At 64.8% G+C, this 16,440-nt stretch carries 22 protein-coding genes and 1 tRNA gene; 13 read left to right on the forward strand and 10 right to left on the reverse strand.

Going from position 1 to position 16,440, the window contains the following annotated elements:
- Positions 1–34 precede the first annotated feature (34 nt).
- From LDZ23_RS06345 to LDZ23_RS06370, 6 genes are all read left to right on the forward strand, one after another.
- The gene (locus LDZ23_RS06345; RefSeq protein WP_033535792.1) at positions 35–301 is read left to right on the forward strand and encodes a hypothetical protein; all 267 of its coding nucleotides are present in this window, start codon (positions 35–37) and stop codon (positions 299–301) included.
- Positions 301–654: a hypothetical protein gene (locus LDZ23_RS06350; protein WP_008349948.1), complete on the forward strand. Its 354-nt coding sequence runs from the start codon at positions 301–303 to the stop codon at positions 652–654. Before LDZ23_RS06345 ends, LDZ23_RS06350 begins: the two co-directional genes overlap by 1 nt.
- A 152-nt stretch (positions 655–806) precedes the next feature.
- Positions 807–1,091, forward strand: a complete 285-nt coding sequence (locus LDZ23_RS06355; RefSeq protein WP_008349946.1) for a DUF1488 family protein — start codon at positions 807–809, stop codon at positions 1,089–1,091.
- Positions 1,092–1,302: 211 nt separating this feature from the next.
- A complete protein-coding gene (locus LDZ23_RS06360) occupies positions 1,303–1,485 on the forward strand; it encodes a hypothetical protein (RefSeq protein WP_008349944.1) in 183 nt (60 codons plus the stop codon).
- Between the two features lie 49 nt (positions 1,486–1,534).
- The gene (locus LDZ23_RS06365; protein WP_244808041.1) at positions 1,535–2,230 is read left to right on the forward strand and encodes a TetR/AcrR family transcriptional regulator; all 696 of its coding nucleotides are present in this window, start codon (positions 1,535–1,537) and stop codon (positions 2,228–2,230) included.
- Positions 2,227–3,336, forward strand: a complete 1,110-nt coding sequence (locus LDZ23_RS06370; RefSeq protein WP_034473621.1) for an enoyl-CoA hydratase/isomerase family protein — start codon at positions 2,227–2,229, stop codon at positions 3,334–3,336. Before LDZ23_RS06365 ends, LDZ23_RS06370 begins: the two co-directional genes overlap by 4 nt.
- A gap of 48 nt (positions 3,337–3,384) precedes the next feature.
- Here the strand turns inward: LDZ23_RS06370 and LDZ23_RS06375 are convergent, their stop codons facing one another.
- The 4 genes from LDZ23_RS06375 to dusA all read right to left on the reverse strand — a co-directional run bounded on the left by LDZ23_RS06375 (position 3,385) and on the right by dusA (position 5,486).
- Complete coding sequence (locus LDZ23_RS06375; protein WP_008349938.1) at positions 3,385–3,810, reverse strand: hypothetical protein; 426 nt, start codon at positions 3,808–3,810, stop codon at positions 3,385–3,387.
- Between the two features lie 109 nt (positions 3,811–3,919).
- Positions 3,920–4,165: a hypothetical protein gene (locus tag LDZ23_RS06380; RefSeq protein WP_033535750.1), complete on the reverse strand. Its 246-nt coding sequence runs from the start codon at positions 4,163–4,165 to the stop codon at positions 3,920–3,922.
- A gap of 122 nt (positions 4,166–4,287) precedes the next feature.
- A tRNA-His gene (locus LDZ23_RS06385) sits at positions 4,288–4,363 on the reverse strand.
- 118 nt (positions 4,364–4,481) lie between these two features.
- On the reverse strand, positions 4,482–5,486 hold the full coding sequence (gene dusA, locus LDZ23_RS06390; protein WP_244808042.1) for a tRNA dihydrouridine(20/20a) synthase DusA: 1,005 nt from the start codon (positions 5,484–5,486) through the stop codon (positions 4,482–4,484).
- 180 nt (positions 5,487–5,666) lie between these two features.
- Here dusA and LDZ23_RS06395 point away from each other — a divergent pair, with 180 nt between their 5' ends.
- The 3 genes from LDZ23_RS06395 to LDZ23_RS06405 all read left to right on the forward strand — a co-directional run bounded on the left by LDZ23_RS06395 (position 5,667) and on the right by LDZ23_RS06405 (position 6,720).
- Positions 5,667–5,969, forward strand: coding sequence for a hypothetical protein (locus LDZ23_RS06395; protein ID WP_008349936.1), 303 nt, complete (start codon positions 5,667–5,669; stop codon positions 5,967–5,969).
- Between the two features lie 40 nt (positions 5,970–6,009).
- The gene (locus tag LDZ23_RS06400) at positions 6,010–6,405 is read left to right on the forward strand and encodes a DUF5594 family protein (RefSeq protein WP_008349935.1); all 396 of its coding nucleotides are present in this window, start codon (positions 6,010–6,012) and stop codon (positions 6,403–6,405) included.
- Positions 6,406–6,516: 111 nt separating this feature from the next.
- Entirely contained in the window at positions 6,517–6,720 is a 204-nt protein-coding gene (locus tag LDZ23_RS06405) for a hypothetical protein (protein WP_008349934.1), read from the forward strand.
- 25 nt (positions 6,721–6,745) lie between these two features.
- On the opposite strand, the gene LDZ23_RS06410 is transcribed toward LDZ23_RS06405, so the two are convergent.
- Positions 6,746–7,771 carry a methyltransferase gene (locus LDZ23_RS06410; RefSeq protein WP_008349933.1) on the reverse strand — a complete coding sequence of 342 codons (1,026 nt, stop codon included), beginning with the start codon at positions 7,769–7,771 and terminating at the stop codon, positions 6,746–6,748.
- Positions 7,772–7,970: 199 nt separating this feature from the next.
- On the opposite strand from LDZ23_RS06410, the gene LDZ23_RS06415 reads away from it, so the two are divergent.
- Positions 7,971–8,708, forward strand: coding sequence for an SDR family oxidoreductase (locus tag LDZ23_RS06415; RefSeq protein ID WP_244808043.1), 738 nt, complete (start codon positions 7,971–7,973; stop codon positions 8,706–8,708).
- Between the two features lie 21 nt (positions 8,709–8,729).
- On the opposite strand, the gene LDZ23_RS06420 is transcribed toward LDZ23_RS06415, so the two are convergent.
- The 5 genes from LDZ23_RS06420 to LDZ23_RS06440 all read right to left on the reverse strand — a co-directional run bounded on the left by LDZ23_RS06420 (position 8,730) and on the right by LDZ23_RS06440 (position 11,795).
- Positions 8,730–9,191 carry a lytic transglycosylase domain-containing protein gene (locus tag LDZ23_RS06420; protein WP_244808044.1) on the reverse strand — a complete coding sequence of 154 codons (462 nt, stop codon included), beginning with the start codon at positions 9,189–9,191 and terminating at the stop codon, positions 8,730–8,732.
- Positions 9,192–9,209: 18 nt separating this feature from the next.
- Positions 9,210–9,548: a hypothetical protein gene (locus tag LDZ23_RS06425; protein ID WP_244808045.1), complete on the reverse strand. Its 339-nt coding sequence runs from the start codon at positions 9,546–9,548 to the stop codon at positions 9,210–9,212.
- A 4-nt stretch (positions 9,549–9,552) separates the two neighbouring features.
- On the reverse strand, positions 9,553–9,942 hold the full coding sequence (locus LDZ23_RS06430; RefSeq protein ID WP_244808046.1) for a hypothetical protein: 390 nt from the start codon (positions 9,940–9,942) through the stop codon (positions 9,553–9,555).
- 176 nt (positions 9,943–10,118) lie between these two features.
- Positions 10,119–10,316 carry a hypothetical protein gene (locus LDZ23_RS06435; protein WP_008349923.1) on the reverse strand — a complete coding sequence of 66 codons (198 nt, stop codon included), beginning with the start codon at positions 10,314–10,316 and terminating at the stop codon, positions 10,119–10,121.
- A 54-nt stretch (positions 10,317–10,370) separates the two neighbouring features.
- On the reverse strand, positions 10,371–11,795 hold the full coding sequence (locus LDZ23_RS06440) for an MFS transporter (RefSeq protein ID WP_008349921.1): 1,425 nt from the start codon (positions 11,793–11,795) through the stop codon (positions 10,371–10,373).
- Between the two features lie 177 nt (positions 11,796–11,972).
- On the opposite strand from LDZ23_RS06440, the gene LDZ23_RS06445 reads away from it, so the two are divergent.
- The 3 genes from LDZ23_RS06445 (at position 11,973) to gnd (ending at position 16,394) form a co-directional block, all read left to right on the forward strand.
- Entirely contained in the window at positions 11,973–13,025 is a 1,053-nt protein-coding gene (locus LDZ23_RS06445) for an NADP(H)-dependent aldo-keto reductase (protein ID WP_244808047.1), read from the forward strand.
- 289 nt (positions 13,026–13,314) lie between these two features.
- Positions 13,315–15,408, forward strand: coding sequence for a transketolase (gene tkt, locus LDZ23_RS06450; RefSeq protein ID WP_244808048.1), 2,094 nt, complete (start codon positions 13,315–13,317; stop codon positions 15,406–15,408).
- A 5-nt stretch (positions 15,409–15,413) separates the two neighbouring features.
- The gene (gene gnd / locus LDZ23_RS06455; RefSeq protein WP_244808049.1) at positions 15,414–16,394 is read left to right on the forward strand and encodes a phosphogluconate dehydrogenase (NAD(+)-dependent, decarboxylating); all 981 of its coding nucleotides are present in this window, start codon (positions 15,414–15,416) and stop codon (positions 16,392–16,394) included.
- Positions 16,395–16,440 lie beyond the last annotated feature (46 nt).

Below are 16,440 nucleotides of genomic sequence, written 5' to 3' on the forward strand. Positions count from 1 at the left end.
GCGCATGCGCGGCCAATTGAACGGAGGCAAAACCATGGCAGAACGAGTCACGGGGCCATATCGTGGGTATTACATCAGCGCTTCGGCGCGGCTCGTGCAGTCGCACGGCGAAAACGACGGTGAAGCGCCGATCTATGTCGGCTCGGTGAGCCTCGCGCGCGGCGGCCCGGACGATGTCCATCGTTTCGAAGCGCTCGTCGATCTCGGTCCCGAGCGGCGCTTCGCAACCGAAGACGAGGCGCTCGCACACGTCGAGCAGGCCGCGCGCGAATACATCGACCGCTTGCTGCAATCGACGTGATGCGCCCCGTTCATCTTCGACATACCGTGCTGTACGACGTCGCGAACAGCCTGATCGATCTGTTTCCGAGCGGCGCGGACGTCGCGGAAATCGGCGCGGAGCCGACGCCGGCGCTTTTCGTGAGCTGGCGCACGGGCGGCGTCGCGAATCATCCGGGCAATGTCGCGTGGGGCGTGCATTACCGATTCGACGCGCAAGTGTTGCGCGACTATCCGCATCTGTCGCTGGATGCGCGTCAACGCGTGTGCGACCGCGTGCGCGAAATGAGCCGGCTGCTCGACTTCAACTATGCCGATCCGCTTGCAAGCTCGCTGCTCGTCGTCGATGTCGACGAATCCGTGCTCGCGGCATGAGCGGCGCGGCGCTGGACCGCGCGGCGCGAGCGCGAGTACCATAGTCGCCGAATCGATTCGTGCGATCGTTCGCGGCGCCGCGAGCGGACTCGCATCGAACGCAGCGATAGAAGTGATTCCAGCGCTTGAACGTCTTCAGCAACGAGACAATCATGAATATCCGATTCCTTCCGGACGCGCCCGATTACCGCGATTCCAACCTGACCGTCGAGTTCGCCGCGATCGTAGATGGCCGGCGCGTGCCGTGCGCCATTTCGGTCGAAGCGCTCGAAGATCACTTCGGCGCGCAGACCTATGACAGCGCCGGCTGGATCGACGCATTCGATGCGGGCCGCACGCGCATCGAAGCGGTCGCGCGGGAGCATCTGCGCGTGACCAACGGCATGCCCGTGCTCCTGAAAAGCGGACACTTTCCGCCGGGGCGCGTCACCGTCTGACGCACCTTCGTTCATCTCTTACACGGCGCGATGTAAGACCTGCATCGCGCCGCCTCTTTATTCGCGCGGGACACGCCGCGCCTCCTTCCGCGTGATCGCGCAACGGAGTACCATCCATCTATTCGCCGCACGCGATGCGATTCGCTCGGCACATTACTTGCTCAACGCCATGCGCTTGGGCGGTCAAATATAAAAATCGCGCGGGGTCGTCATGCTTCAATCCTTTCTTCACTCACTTGTCGAGTCCAATGCGCTATGGCTCATCTGGGCAGCCGTTGGTGTGCTGATTCTTGCGCTGTGCATCGTGTTCGCGTCGGTCGTGCTGCGCGACTCGGACGAGCCGCTTTATCGCGCGGCTTCGCGACGGGACGACGACGGCAAGATGACCGTCTGAGCGCGCGCCCGCGCGTCGCAATTTGACTTCGAAAGAGGCGGTGCCGACAATGCCTCGCATGGGTTCGCAAGAGCGCCGCACGGAGCAAAGACGCGAGCAGCGCGAGGCGCTGCGCGAGCGCATACTCGAGGTCTCGCGCGAGATCGTGAAGCGCGAAGGCTTTGCATCGCTATCGATGAGAAAGCTGGCCGAGGCGATCGATTATTCGCCCGCCGCGCTCTATCTTCACTTCAAGAGCCGTGGCGATATCGCGCGGGCGTTGCGCGTGGAAGGGCACGCGAGTCTGCGCGACGCGTTCCTCGCCCATACATCGATTGCAGATCCGGCCGCGCGCCTGAACGCGATGGGCCGCGCGTATGTCGAATTCGGGCTGGCCGAGCCCGAGACGTATCGGCTGATGTTCATGGAGCACACGGATTCCGCGCAGGCAGTCGCCGAGGCCCAGCGTAAAGGCGACGATCACGCGGCGGAGCAAGGCGCGGCGACGCTTTCGCTGATCGCGGACGCGTTCGCCGAATTGCGTGCCGCCGACCGGCTGCCCGCGCACGCCGCGCCGCTCGCGTGCGCGGAAGGCCTGTGGGCGAATCTGCATGGCATCGTCGCGCTCAAGCTGACCGGCGCGGCGCTGCCCGAGACGCCGGCCACGACGCTCGTCGAGTTGTCGCTCGACGCGTGGTTCGCGCCGGCCAACCGAACCGAACCTCGATTCGTCTCAGCGAATCGACCCGACACTTCAACACGATGACCACCGAAGACATCCGTATCGACACCGCCAACGGCATCGGCTTCATTGCGCTCGATCGTCCGAAGGCACTCAACGCGTTGACCCCGCCGATGCTGCGCGCGATCAGCGAGGCTTTGCGCGCGTGGCGCCACGATCAGGCGATCCGCGCCGTCATCGTCTATAGCCCGCACGTGCGCGCGTTTTGCGCGGGCGGCGATATCCGCTTTCTGTACGAGTCCGCGCAGGCGGGCGACCGGGCGGCGATCGACGCGTTCTTCACCGACGAATACAAGCTCAATCACGCGATCTTCACGTTCCCGAAGCCGTATGTCGCGGTCGTGAACGGCGTCGTGATGGGCGGCGGCATGGGCATCTCGCAGGGCGCGCATCACACGGGCGGCCTGCGCGTCGTCACGCAATCGACGAAGATGGCGATGCCCGAGACGCGCATCGGTCTCTTTCCCGATGTCGGCGTGAGCTGGTTCCTCGCGCGCACGCCCGGGGCGATCGGCCGTTATCTCGCGGCGACGGGCGCGAGCCTTTCCGCCGCGGACGCGCTGTACGCCCGCATGGCGGACGCTTACCTCGACGACGGCGCGCTGCCGGGCCTCATCGAATCGCTCAGGCATCAGCGCTTTCTCGATGGCGTCGAGATCGTGCGCTTCGTGCAGAACGAAACGACGAAGTACAAGGTCGCGCCGATTCCCGAAAAGGGCGAGCTGGCCGCCGCGCGCACGATGATCGACAAGCACTTCGCGGCGGGCAACGGCGCGTCGATCCTCGCGTCGCTCGAACGCGAGGCGGACATCGGCAACGACTGGGCGAAACGCACGGCCGCCGAGCTGCGCGAGCGCTCGCCGCTGTCCGTCGATGTAGCGTTGCAGCAGGTCGATCGCGCGAAATTCTCGACGATGGCCGAGACGCTGCGCCGCGATCTCGATCTGACGCGCACGATGTTCGAGCGCGGCGATGTGCTGGAAGGCATCCGCGCGCGCATCGTGGACAAGGACAACGAGCCGCGCTGGAAGATCGCGCGCGCCGAGGATGTGAACGCCGCCGATGTCGATCGCATGTTCGAAAGCGCGTGGACGCCCGCGGCGCATCCGCTGCGGCTGTTGAAGGACTGACGCTGTGAAAAGCGGCCCGCGCGGGCCGCTTTCGTTTCCGGCGGCGGGTCAGTGCGGCTCGTGACCCGCCATGAACGCGCGCATGAAGACGAGCGCGCCCCAGCCCCAGATCGCATTGGCGATGAAGTTCGGCGCGAGACGCGGCAGCATGTTGCCGCTCGGCCAGATGCCGCGGGCCGGATCGATGACGAATACGCCGACGGCCGTCAGCACGATGCCGCCGAACACGAGTGCGCCGATCCAGGGCGCGCTGCGCTCGGGCGCGACGCGCAGCAGCCACGCCATCAGCACGCCGAAGATCGAACTCCACAGCGCATTCGCGATGAATTCCGGGATGCCGAGCGGAACAAACGGTGCGGTGGAAAAGCCGGCCGGATCGACGAGACCCGCTGCGTGCAACAGCGCCAGGGTCGATTCGCGAAAAAAGAGTGCGGCGAGAAAACCGGAAACGAACGGCAGAATGACTTTTTGCATTGGCTAGACCGCTTGGAGCATGAGCACGCGGTAGGCTCCGATTATCGTGACGAGCGCCATTATAGTGGCGTCGCGCGTGCTTCCAGCGCGGGTTCGGGGCCGTTGCGGGTTATTTCGCGATCGCGTCGCTCGCGGGGCTGTGATGCAGCATGCGATCGCTGTTCTGCGGCGGATTCGGGCGCTTCACCGGCATGTTGTCGGGATTGTCGGGGCGGGTGGCGCTCGCGGACGGCGCGCCGGGTGCGCCCGGCGGCTTGACCATTGAGGCACTCTCGTCGGGGCGCGCGGTCTGGGCTTGGGTCGCGAAGGTCGTGGCGAGGAGAAGGGCGGCTGTTGCGAGGTGATGTCGGGACATGATGAGTCTCCGCCAAGGGGAGACTTTCGATGTGCACGGCGCGTGCCCGAGGGCCGTCCGAATCAGAAGCCGCAAAGCAAAAAGCCCAGTCATTCGACTGGGCTTTTTGCATGAATTCTCGGTGGGGTGGCTGATGGGACTCGAACCCACGACGACAGGAATCACAATCCTGGACTCTACCAACTGAGCTACAGCCACCACTGTTACCGCGATCTCGACTGCTTCAAAACCGCTGCAGCAATCAAGAAGCGAGATTATACGAACAATGATTGCGCTTGCCTAGTCCCTTTTAGCATCTTTTTCCGACGGCCACGCATCATGCATCGAGCGCTTCCACCGCCTCGCGTAGGTGAGCCCGCGCTTCATCGAAAATCGTCAGATCGCCCTTCGCGAGACGGCGATTGTCGGACAGTACGCGACGCCATCCGCGCGCGCCGGCCACGCCGCGATACAGCCCGAGCGCATGCCGCGTCACCGCGCCGAGATACGTGCCGCGCGTCAGTTCGCCGCGTGCATAGTCGATGAGTCCCGCCTCGATTTCTTCGCGCGACGGAACCGGCGTATTCGCACCGTAAAAGCGCGTGTCGACGCCGGCGAGCACGTACGGATTGTGATAAGCCTCGCGCCCGAGCATCACGCCGTCGACGTGCTTGAGATGCTCCTCGACTTCATCGAGCGTCTTGATGCCGCCGTTGATCGAAATCTCAAGTTGCGGAAAGTCGCGCTTCAACCGATACGCATATTCGTACTTGAGCGGCGGAATCTCGCGATTCTCCTTCGGGCTCAAGCCTTTGAGGATCGCGTTGCGCGCGTGCACGATGAACACTTCGCAGCCGGCATCGGCGATCGTGCCGACGAAATCGCGCACGAACTCATATTCCTCGACGGTGTCGACGCCGATGCGATGCTTGACCGTTACCGGAATCGACACCGCGTCGCGCATCGCTTTCACGCAATCCGCGACGAGCTGCGGCTCCTTCATCAGACAAGCGCCGAACGCGCCGCGCTGCACGCGCTCGGAAGGGCAGCCGCAATTCAGGTTGATCTCGTCGTAGCCCCATTGCTCGCCGAGCTTCGCGCTTTTCGCGAGATCGGCCGGCTCGCTGCCGCCGAGCTGCAGCGCAACGGGCGCTTCGGCGGGTGTGAACGCGAGATGCCGCGCGACATCGCCGTAGAGCAGCGCGCCCGTCGTCACCATCTCCGTGTAGAGCCACGTATGACGCGATACCAGCCGATGCAGGGACCGGCAATGGCGGTCGGTCCAATCCATCATAGGAGCGACGGAGACGCGGCGGGGACTGATCTTCGATACGGCTGACATGGGCGACGGCGGCCGCACCTTCATGCGAACCGCTTGAATTTCAAGGGGAATCCGCGATTTTACCGCAGCGCGGCAGTTTGTTCGCGCCGGCTGAGCGTTTCGCCCGCGCAAACGTCAGCCGCCTTCGTCCAACAATGCTAGGATTTCGAGATCACCCCAACGACGGCATCGGAGGCAGACATGGCTACTTTGGCGATCGACGGTGTGCGCTGGGTCAACGACCGCGTGACCAGCGTGCGCTGGGGCAGTTTCGATCCGGCCACGAACGACTGGGCCGCGCCCACCACCATCGTGGATGTCCAGCAGGTCGTGGACGCCATCAAGAGCGGCAAGGAAGTCCGCACGCTCTTCAAGCTCGGCGGCCGCGCCTTCCTCGGCCCGAAAGTCAGCGCGCTGCCTTACACGAACGGACACATCGGCATCGAAGCGCGCGTGCAGGACGGTCAGATCGAGAAATCGCTCGAAGACTTGCCCGCCGTCTGACGATGCCGTTGATGCAGTCGAGCGCTCGCGGAGAAGCCCGTTGAACCGGCAACAGGCGCTCCGGTTCGAAACCGAATTCATGCCGCGCATCGTGGAACGTGTGACGCGCGTCGTCGATCACGGCGTGCGCGTCGACATCCTCGGCTACGAAAGCCCGGCCGTGCCGACGCGTCTGCATGTCAGCGCCGAACGTGCACCGCGACAGGGCGATGAACATCGGCGCGTTTATCCGTATCCGCTGAACGTATTTCTGACCTGGGACGACGACGAGATCGAACGGCTGATGGGCGCGGGCGGCGAGGCTCGATTCCTGCGTTATCTCGACGCCATCGGCGCGAAGCTCGACGCGTGGCAGGGCGCGCGCGAGGTCGATCTCGCGACGCGCTCGCAGGCGGAACCGTCGGTGCTCTTCGGCGGTCTCGATTTCGAAGCCTGAAGGCGGCCGGCTGCCGCCCGTTAGCGCCCGTTCAGCCGACGCATCGCATCGCCGGTCGATACGCGTCTCGCGCGGCCGGCAGGGCGCATCAACTTGAACGAGGAGGTCGGTATGGCATCGTCGAATGAAGGCGATCTGCGCGCATTCGTGCAGACCGCGGAGCAGGCGGGCGGTTTCGTCTGGGTCATCACGCTCGTCGATTTCGCGGCGCGCGAGGTCAAGCGCGCGCTGGTTTCCGAAGAGAATTTCTCCACCGCCGACGCCGCCCGCGACGCCGGCAACGATCGCCTGAAAGGCATGTCGAACGACCGCTGACGAAGCGTTCAGGCGCGCGGCCCGCTCACTTCGTCGCGATCACCATCGACTCCGCGCCGACGAGCGGTTCGACGCGCGCCGTCGCGAATCCCGCTTGCCGCATCCACGCGCAGCATTGCGCGCCGGTGTAGTCGAAGCCGCCGGGCGTTTCGATCAGCATGTTGAGGCTCATCAGAAGCCCGAAGGCATTCTGACGGCGCTCATCGTCGATGATCGCGTCGTACACGATCAACGCGCCGCCCGCCGGCAACGCCGCATGACACTTCGCGAGCAGTTCGAGCTTCTGCGGCAGATCCCAGTCGTGCAGGATGTGCCCCATCACGAGCACATCCGCCGACGGGCACGGCTCCTTGAAGAAATCGCCGGGATAAAAGCGCAGCCGGTCCTGGAGTCCGTGCGCGGCGACGTACGCGTCGAAGACCGGACCCACCACCGGCAGATCGAAGCCGCCGCCCGTCAGATGCGGATGCGCAAGCGCCACCTGCACCGGCAACGCGCCCTGCGCCGCGCCGATATCGATGAACGTGCGGTACTCGCTCCACGGGAACTGTCGCGCGATCGCGTGCGCCGCGCCCATGCTGACGCCGCTCATCGCCTGGAGAAAGCCGCGCAGACGTGCCGGGTCGCTATAGAGCGTCTCGAAGACGTTGCCACCGTGCTTCGATTCGTTCTGCGGCAGGCCGGTGCGCAGCGCCTCCGTGAGCGAACCCCAGAACGGATAGAGGCGCGCGTTCGCCATTTCCAGCAATCCGCCGACATATGAAGGCTTGTTGCGATCCAGGAAGAAATCGGCGTCGTCGGCGTTCGCGTAGAAGCCGCCCTCGCGCGAGAGCAGGTTGAGCGCGACGAGCGTATCGAGGAAATCCAGCGCGCCCCGCGGATGCAGTGCCAGCGCCTGCACGAGATCGTCGGCCGTTCGCGGGCCGGTCGCCAGTTGCGTGAACACACCGAGTTCGACCGCCGAAAGCAGCGTCTTCGACGCCCAGAACGCCATCCCCATTTGCAGCAGCCGCTCGGGATTGGGCTGTGCGCCGCGTTGGGCGTCTTGCATGATGCGCCTCCTGTCGGGAAGGAACTGCGTAACTCTAGGAGGCGATCGCGTTCGCTTCAAGGCGCATCTGTGGGGCGCCTCACTCAGACAAAAACTCGTTCGACGATATCGAACGAGTGCGCCGGCCGCGTCGTACGGAAAAGGGCGCACGTCCGACCATAATGCCTTCACACCCTGCAACGTTCACAAGGAGAACGTCATGAAACGCTTCGAAGGCAAGACAGTTCTGATCACTGGCGGCAACAGCGGCATCGGTCTCGCGGCAGCGCAGGCATTTGCTGCGGAAGGCGCGCGCGTCGTCATCACCGGCCGCGATGAAAGCGCGCTCGCGACGGCACGCGAGTCGCTCGGCGCGAACGCCATCGCGATCCGCAACGTGGCGGGCACGGTAAGCGCTGCGCGCGAACTGGCGCAAGCATTGACCGATGCGAACATCCGGCTCGATGCGATCTTCGCGAACGCGGGCGTCGCCACCTTCGGGCCGTTCACGGGCATCGACGAAAAAGCGTGGGACGAAACCTTCGCGATCAACGTGAAAGGACCGTACTTCCAGATCCAGTCGCTCGTGCCCTTGCTGAACGAAGGCGCGTCGATCGTGCTGAACGGTTCGATCAACGCGCATATCGGCATGCCGATGTCATCGGTCTATGCGTCGAGCAAGGCGGCGCTCGTGTCGCTCGCAAAGACGCTGTCGGCGGAATTGCTGCCGCGCGGCGCGCGCGTGAACGTCGTGAGTCCCGGTCCGGTCTCGACGCCGCTCCACGACAAGCTCGGCCTCATCGATGAAGCCGCCGCGCAGCTTCAAAGCCAGATTCCGCTCGGCCGCTTCGGCAAGTCGAGCGAAGTGGCGGCGACGGTGCTGCATTTGGCGTCGCCGGAATCGGGTTTCATCGTCGGCACGGAGATCATCATCGACGGCGGCATGAGCCAGCTTTGAGCCGATGGCCGAGTTGCACCCTCAACGCATCTGGGGCTGCAACTCGCCCCAGTTGACGAGAATCTGCTGGATGCTGCGCGCATAGGCGTCGCGATGTTTGGGCGATTCGGAGTGATACGCGCCGATCGCGCGCCATGTGTTGCCGTGCTTCACCATCTTCTGCTTGAGCAGCCAGGCGGCGACGAACACGTTGACGCACGGATCGGCGAGCGCGCGATGCGGAATGCCCTGACGCGCGAGATCGGGAAAATGGATCGAATTGATCTGCAGTTGGCCGATATCGATCGAGCCGTTGGCGTTGCGGTTGAGCGCGGCGGCGTCGCCTTTCGATTCGCGCCAGGCGACCGCGCGCAGCACAAGCGGATTGACGCCCTGATAGGCGCCGGCCTGTTCGAAGCAATCGTCGGCGTGAGCGGCGCGCGGCGCGAGCGGCGCGGCGAGCAGCGCGCAGGCGGCCAGCGCCGCGCAAAACGGACGGAACATGGAACGTGGCTCCTTCGATTACGGCGCGAGCGCGATGTCGATGCGGCGCTCGACGTCTTTCATATACGTGCGCGACTCGTCCGACACCACGAGACGCGGCTCAGGTCCGTTGCATTTGCAATCGGCGACGCGGCGCGTTTTCTTCGCTTTCTTGCTCGCGGATTTGGCAGGCGCATCGTCTTCTTCGCCGCTGGAAGGCGGAAGCATTGCGAGCGTCGGCAGCGGCGGATAGACCTTCTGCGCGGCAGGTCCGAGCGCCGCGATCGTTTGCACGGACGCGGGCGCGCTCACGTCGAGCGGACCGGCGGCGGCGTGCATCGAAAACAGCGCAGTCGCGAGGATGAGAAATGGGCGCATCGCGTCAGCCTCCCTGCGTCGGCTTGATGGACACGCTGTACGGCTGGCGCGCGCCGGCGGTCAGGTTTTCGAGACTGAGCTTGACTGCATGTCGCGCGGGAATGCCTTTCCAGATCGCCTGATTGAGATAGGGAAAGTCCTGCGCGAGCGCGGTGACGAGAATGGTCGTCGGCTGCTTTTGGGCGGCTGCGAGCGCGCCCGCTTTGGCGAGGATCGCCGTGAGTTGCGGGTCGCGGGCGCCGAGCGCGTCAGCGGGAATCTCGAAGCGGATGATCTCGGCGGAAGCCGCCGGTTTTTCGATCTGAGCCGTATTGGCGGCCGGCATCGGCGCGCAGCCGGTCACGACGAGCGCGACGGCGATGGCAAAAAGTGACGCTGCCCACTTCACTGGCATCTCCTGATTGGGTCATGGCGATATGCGAGTTGTCGGCGCGCACGGGCGCGACTTGATAGCCGCGCGCAAACGTTTCGCCAAATAGGAAGACTTGACTCAGAATTTGCCGATTCGGGGAATCAGATCGCGCGGACGTCGGTAATAGATGCCGCGACCTTGCCGCGGTGACGCTTCGATCAGATGCGCCACCACGCGCCGATGCTCGGCTCGGCATCGAGGGCGCGGAGAAAATCTTCGGCGAAGGCGTCGGCGGTGAGTTGCCGCTCGGGCGTGCCGTCGGGGAAATCGTGCGGATTCTTCAGGCCGCGCGCGTGGCGGAGGACGGCAACCGTTTCGGTCAGGGCGGAGAGGGCGTCGAGCGTGTGCGAGTTCATACCGCGGATTACGGCAGGCGCGGCGAAGGCTTGAGCCTTTCCGTCATAAAACCTTCACGCCTTCGGCTTGCGATGCCCGGAAACGAGCGCGCCGGCGTCCTTCGCGAGCCCGAACAGATCGACGACGCCGACGAGCCCCACGAACCCGACGATCAGAAACGCGACGCTGAAATCCTCCGGTCCGATGGAATGGGCATCGTGGCCGTGGATCCATTCGCCGATGCGCAGCGCGATTGCGCCGGCCGCCACGCCGATGCCCATCGTCATCTGGAAGAGCGTGCTCGATAGCGCCGACGCGCCGCTCATCTGCGCTTTCGGCACGTCGGCGAAGGAAAGCGTGTTGAGCGCCGTGAACTGCAGCGAACGCGACAAGCCGCTCGCGAACAGCACGGCGACGATCACGAACGTGGGCGTCGAGGGCGTCAGCAGGCTCATCGCGGCAAGCGAGAGCGCGGCGAGCACGCCGTTTACGATCAGCACCGGCCGGAAGCCGAACCGACGCATCACGGGCGTCGTGACGAGCTTCATCGACAGATTGCCCGCGAACACCGCGAGCGTGAGCAGGCCCGAATCGAACGCGTTCATGCCGAAGCCGACCTGGAACATCAGCGGCAGCAGGAACGGCGCGGCGCTGATCGCGATCCGAAAGAGCGAGCCGCCGCCCATCGCCACGGCGAAGGTCTTCACCTTCAGCGCCGACAGATCCACGACCGGATGCGCCGCGCGCCGCAGATGCCGCCACGACGCGATGCCCGCGACGACGCCTACCGCCACCAGCGCGCCGACGAAGCGCCAGTCCACGTCGCTGCGTCCGATCAGTTCCATCGCGTAGAGCAGCGTCGTGCACGCGATGCCGCACAGCGCGAAGCCCGGCAAGTCGAAGCGCCGCGTCGCATCCTCGCGTTCGTTGCCGATGTAGCGCAGCGTCAGCAGCAAGCCGATCAGCCCGAGGGGCACGTTGAGATAGAAGATCCAGCGCCACGAAGAATACGTCGTGATGAAGCCGCCGAGCGGCGGGCCGATCACCGGCGCGACGAGACCCGGCCACGTGATGATCGCGATGGCGCGCATCAGGCCCTCCTTGGGCGTCGCGCGCAAGACGGCCAGGCGCCCGACGGGCACCATCATCGCGCCGCCGATGCCCTGCAACACGCGCGCGGCGGCGAACGCGGGCAAGGTCGAGGTCGTCGCGCACAGCACGGACGCGGCCGTGAACACCGCGATCGCGCTCGCGAACACGGTGCGCAGGCCGAAGCGGTCGGCGGCCCAGCCGGAAATCGGGATGAACACGGCGAGCGTCAGCAGATACGCCGTGATGCCGAGGCTCATGTCGGCGGGATGCACGTTGAACGAGCGCGCCATCTGCGGCAAGGCGGTGGCGATGATCGTGCCGTCGAGGTTCTCCATGAAGAAGGTCGCCGCGACGAGCATGACGATGAGCGACGAGCCTTTTGTCTCGCGATCGCGTGCTAACGGCATCGGTTGCGTGCTCCTGCCTGACGGGTTGGAAGCTTGCCATTCTAGCCGCGAGAGCAGAGCTTTCGCGCCTATGGTAGGTTTTGCGATTGCCGGAAAATCAGCCAGGCAGCCTGTCCGACAAAGCGCCTACGGTCTCCCCACAGCGCGCAAACAACTCGTCAACAAGAGGAATGAGCAATGAAGTTTCGGAAACTCGGCGATTCGGGTATCGACGTCAGCCTGATCGGGCTCGGCACCATGACCTGGGGCGAGCAGAACACCGAAAGCGAAGCGCACGAGCAGATCGATTACGCGCTCGCCCAAGGCGTGAATCTCATCGACGCCGCCGAGATGTATCCGGTGCCGCCGCGCCCCGAGACGCAGGGCCGCACGGAGGAATACATCGGTACGTGGCTCGCGAAGCATCCGGCGAAGCGCGCCGATATCGTCCTCGCGACGAAAATCGCCGGGCCCGCGCGCCAGCCGCACAATCCGCGGCATATCCGCGGCGCGGGCAACCAGTTCGATCGCAAGAATCTGAACGAAGCCATCGACGGCAGCCTGAAGCGCCTGCAAACGGATTACGTCGATCTGTATCAGCTGCATTGGCCCGATCGCAGCACGATGACGTTCGGCCGATCCAGCTATCCCTATATCGACGATGAATACACGGTGCCGATCGAGGAAACGCTCGCGGCGCTCGCCGATCTCGTGAAGGCGGGCAAGATCCGTCACGTGGGCGTGTCGAACGAAACGCCGTGGGGTGTCGCGCAATTCCTGCGCGCGGCCGAAAAGGCGGGGCTGCCGAAAATCGTCAGCATTCAGAATCCGTACAGCCTCGTGAATCGCACTTACGAGCTCGGACTGTCGGAGTTCACGCACAAGGAAGGCGTCGGGCTGCTCGCGTATTCGCCGCTCGCGTTCGGCTGGCTGTCGGGCAAGTACGAGGGCGGGGCGCGTCCGGCGGGCGCACGAATCACGCTGTTCGAGCGTTTCCAGCGCTACAGCAAGCCGCAGGCGATCGCCGCGATCACGTCGTACGTCGAACTGGCGAAACGCCACGGACTCACGCCGACGCAACTCGCGCTCGCGTTCGTCAACACGCGCCCGTTCACGACGAGCACGCTGATCGGCGCGACGTCGATGCCGCAGTTGAAGGAGAACATCGGTAGCGTGAACATCGAACTGTCGGACGAAATCCTGGCCGAAATCGAAGCGCTGCACGAGCGTCAGCCGAATCCGGCGCCCTGATTTTCTTCGCCGGCTCAAGCATTTGGCGAAGAATTGCATGCCTTTGCCGCGAATGTGTCAGCATTGATGTTCGCGTGCCCGTCGTTTATCGCTCTGTAATACCGGCCTAATTTTTGGCCCGTACTCTGCCGTAACGCCGCCCGAATCCCGCACCCGAGGATTCGCGGCGCGCTCCCGTGTCATTCGCGGTGCGGTGCTTTTCGTAAGGCACTGCACTTGCTCGATGGTCCTGGTTGCCCGCTGCGGCGCCCCTCGCCACAGCGCGCTCTTCGCAAAGGAGTCGTCGCTCATGTCTCAAGCAACACCTCAGGCCAAAGATCTCGATCGCCTCACGATCGACACCATCCGCACGCTCTCGATGGACGCCGTGCAGAAGGCCAATTCCGGCCACCCCGGCACGCCGATGGCGCTCGCGCCGGTCGCATTCCATCTGTGGCAGAACCATCTTCGTTACGATCCCGACGCGCCGCTATGGCCGAATCGCGACCGCTTCGTGCTGTCGGTCGGGCATGCGTCGATGCTGCTGTACTCGCTGTTGCATCTTGCCGGCGTGAAGGAGTTCGACGGCGACGGCAAGCCGACCGGCAAGCCCGCCGTGTCGATCGACGATATCAAGCAGTTCCGCCAGCTCGACAGCAAGACGCCGGGCCATCCGGAATACCGCATGACGACGGGCGTCGAGACGACGACCGGACCGCTCGGCCAGGGCCTCGGCAACAGCGTGGGCATGGCGATGGCCGCGCGCTGGAAGGAGAGCCGCTTCAACAAGGGCGACGACAAGCTCTTCGATTACCGCGTCTACGCACTGTGCGGCGACGGCGACATGATGGAAGGCGTGTCGCACGAAGCGGCGTCGCTCGCGGGGCATCTGCGGCTGTCGAATCTCATCTGGATCTACGACAGCAACACCATCACCATCGAAGGCCATACGGAGCTCGCCTACAGCGACGACGTGGAAGCGCGCTTTCACGGCTACAACTGGCACACGCTGCACGTCGACGACGCCAACGACGCGGACGCGCTCGAAGCGACCATCAACAAGGCGAAGTCGCACACCGACAAGCCGACGCTGATCGTCGTGAAAAGCATCATCGGCTGGGGCGCGCCGAACAAGCAGAACACCGCGAGCGCGCACGGCGAGGCGCTCGGGGAGGAAGAGGTCAAGCTCGCGAAGAAGTTCTACGGCTGGCCGGAGGACAAGCAGTTCTACGTGCCCGACGGCGTCATGCAGCACTTCGCCGACGGCATGGGCGCGCGCGGCAAGAAGCTGCACGCCGAGTGGAAGCAGCGCTTCGACGCCTACGAGAAGGCCAATCCGGAACTCGCGAAAGAAGCGTGGCAGATGCTCGAAGGCAAGCTTCCCGACAACTGGGACGCGGACATCCCGACCTTCGAGGCGGACGCCAAGGGCCTCGCGACGCGCGATTCGTCCGGCAAGGTGCTGAATGCGATTGCGCCGCGCGTGCCTTGGCTGATCGGCGGCGCGGCAGACCTGTCACCATCGACGAAGACGAATCTGAAGTTCGAAGGCGCGGGCAGCTTCGAGCACGACAGCTACGGCGGACGCAATCTGCACTTCGGCATTCGCGAGCACGGCATGGGCGCGGTCTGCAACGGCCTCGCGCTGTCGGGCTTGCGTCCCTACGGATCGACGTTCCTGATTTTCAGCGACTACATGAAGCCGCCGATCCGCCTGTCCGCGATCATGGAAGTGCCGGTGATCTACGTGTTCACGCACGATTCGATCGGCGTCGGCGAAGACGGTCCGACGCATCAGCCGATCGAGCAGCTCGCCTCGCTGCGCGGCGTGCCGGGCCTGTGCACGCTGCGTCCCGCCGACGCGAACGAAGTCGCAGAAGCGTGGCGCGTCGCGCTGACGCATCCGAAGGAGCCGTCGTGCATCGTGCTGACGCGCCAGCCGCTGCCGACGTTCGACCGCAAGAAATACGCGTCCGCCGAAGGCGTGAAGCGCGGCGCCTACGTGCTCGCCGATACCGAAGGCGGCAAGAAGCCCGAGGTGCTGCTGCTCGCGACGGGCAGCGAAGTGTCGCTTTGCGTCGAGGCGTACGAGAAGCTGACAAGCGAAGGCGTCGCGGCGCGCGTCGTGTCAATGCCGTCTTGGGACATCTTCGAGAAGCAGGATCTCGCGTACAAGGAATCGGTGCTGCCGCCGGACGTGCATGCGCGCGTGTGCGTCGAGCAGGCCGCGACGCTCGGCTGGGACCGCTACGTCGGCCGCCTCGGGTCGCAGATCGTCATGCACACGTTCGGCGCATCCGCGCCATTGAAGGCGCTGAAGACGAAGTTCGGCTTCACGCCCGAAGCGGTCTACGACGCCGCGAAGAAGCAGATCGAACGCGTGAAATCCAACGGGAAGGAGTGACCATCATGCAGATCGGCATCGTGGGACTGGGGCGCATGGGCGGCAACATCGGGCGGCGGCTCATGCGCGGCGGACATACGTGCGTCGTGTACGACCACAATCCGGAGGCCACCGAAGCGCTCGCGAGCGAAGGCGCGACGGGCGCGAAGGATCTCGGCGATCTCGTCGCGAAACTGACCGCGCCGCGCGTCGTCTGGCTGATGCTGCCGGCGGGGAAAATCACCGAAGACACGCTCAACGATCTGCACAAGATCCTCGGCGCGGACGACGTGATCATCGACGGCGGCAACAGCTTCTACAAGGACGATATCCGCCGCGCCGCGCAGTTGCGCGAGCAGGGCATCCATTACGTCGATGTTGGCACGTCGGGCGGCGTGTGGGGCCTGACGCGCGGCTACTGCATGATGATCGGCGGCGACGAGCCGGTCGTGCGCCGCATCGATCCGATTCTCGCGACGCTCGCGCCGGGACGCGGCGACATTCCCGCGACGCCGGGCCGCGAAGGGCGGGATGCACGCGTCGAGAACGGCTACATGCACTGCGGGCCGGTCGGGTCGGGGCATTTCGTCAAGATGGTGCACAACGGCATCGAATACGGACTGATGCAGGCCTATGCCGAAGGCTTTCACGTGCTCGAGCGCAAGGACTCGACGGAACTGCCGGAGAACGAGCGTTACTCGCTCGATCTCGCCGATATCGCGGAAGTGTGGCGTCGCGGCAGCGTGGTGTCGTCGTGGCTGCTCGATTTGACCGCGGGCGCGCTCGCGGGCGACGGCTCGCTCGATCGCTATTCCACCGAAGTCGCGGACAGCGGCGAAGGACGATGGACGATCGAAGCGGCAATCGAGGAAGCGGTGCCGGCGCAAGTGCTGTCGGCGGCGCTGTACACGCGGTTCCGTTCGCGCGATGCCGAATCGTTCCCGGAACGCATGTTGTCCGCGATGCGCTTCGGCTTCGGCGGGCATCACGAGTTTCCGGTGAAGTAGCGCGCTTTCCTTTTCGGCGATGTCAAAACGGCGATCGGCTTTCGAA

Source organism: Caballeronia zhejiangensis, assembly GCF_022879815.1.
GTDB classification, from domain to species: domain Bacteria; phylum Pseudomonadota; class Gammaproteobacteria; order Burkholderiales; family Burkholderiaceae; genus Caballeronia; species Caballeronia zhejiangensis.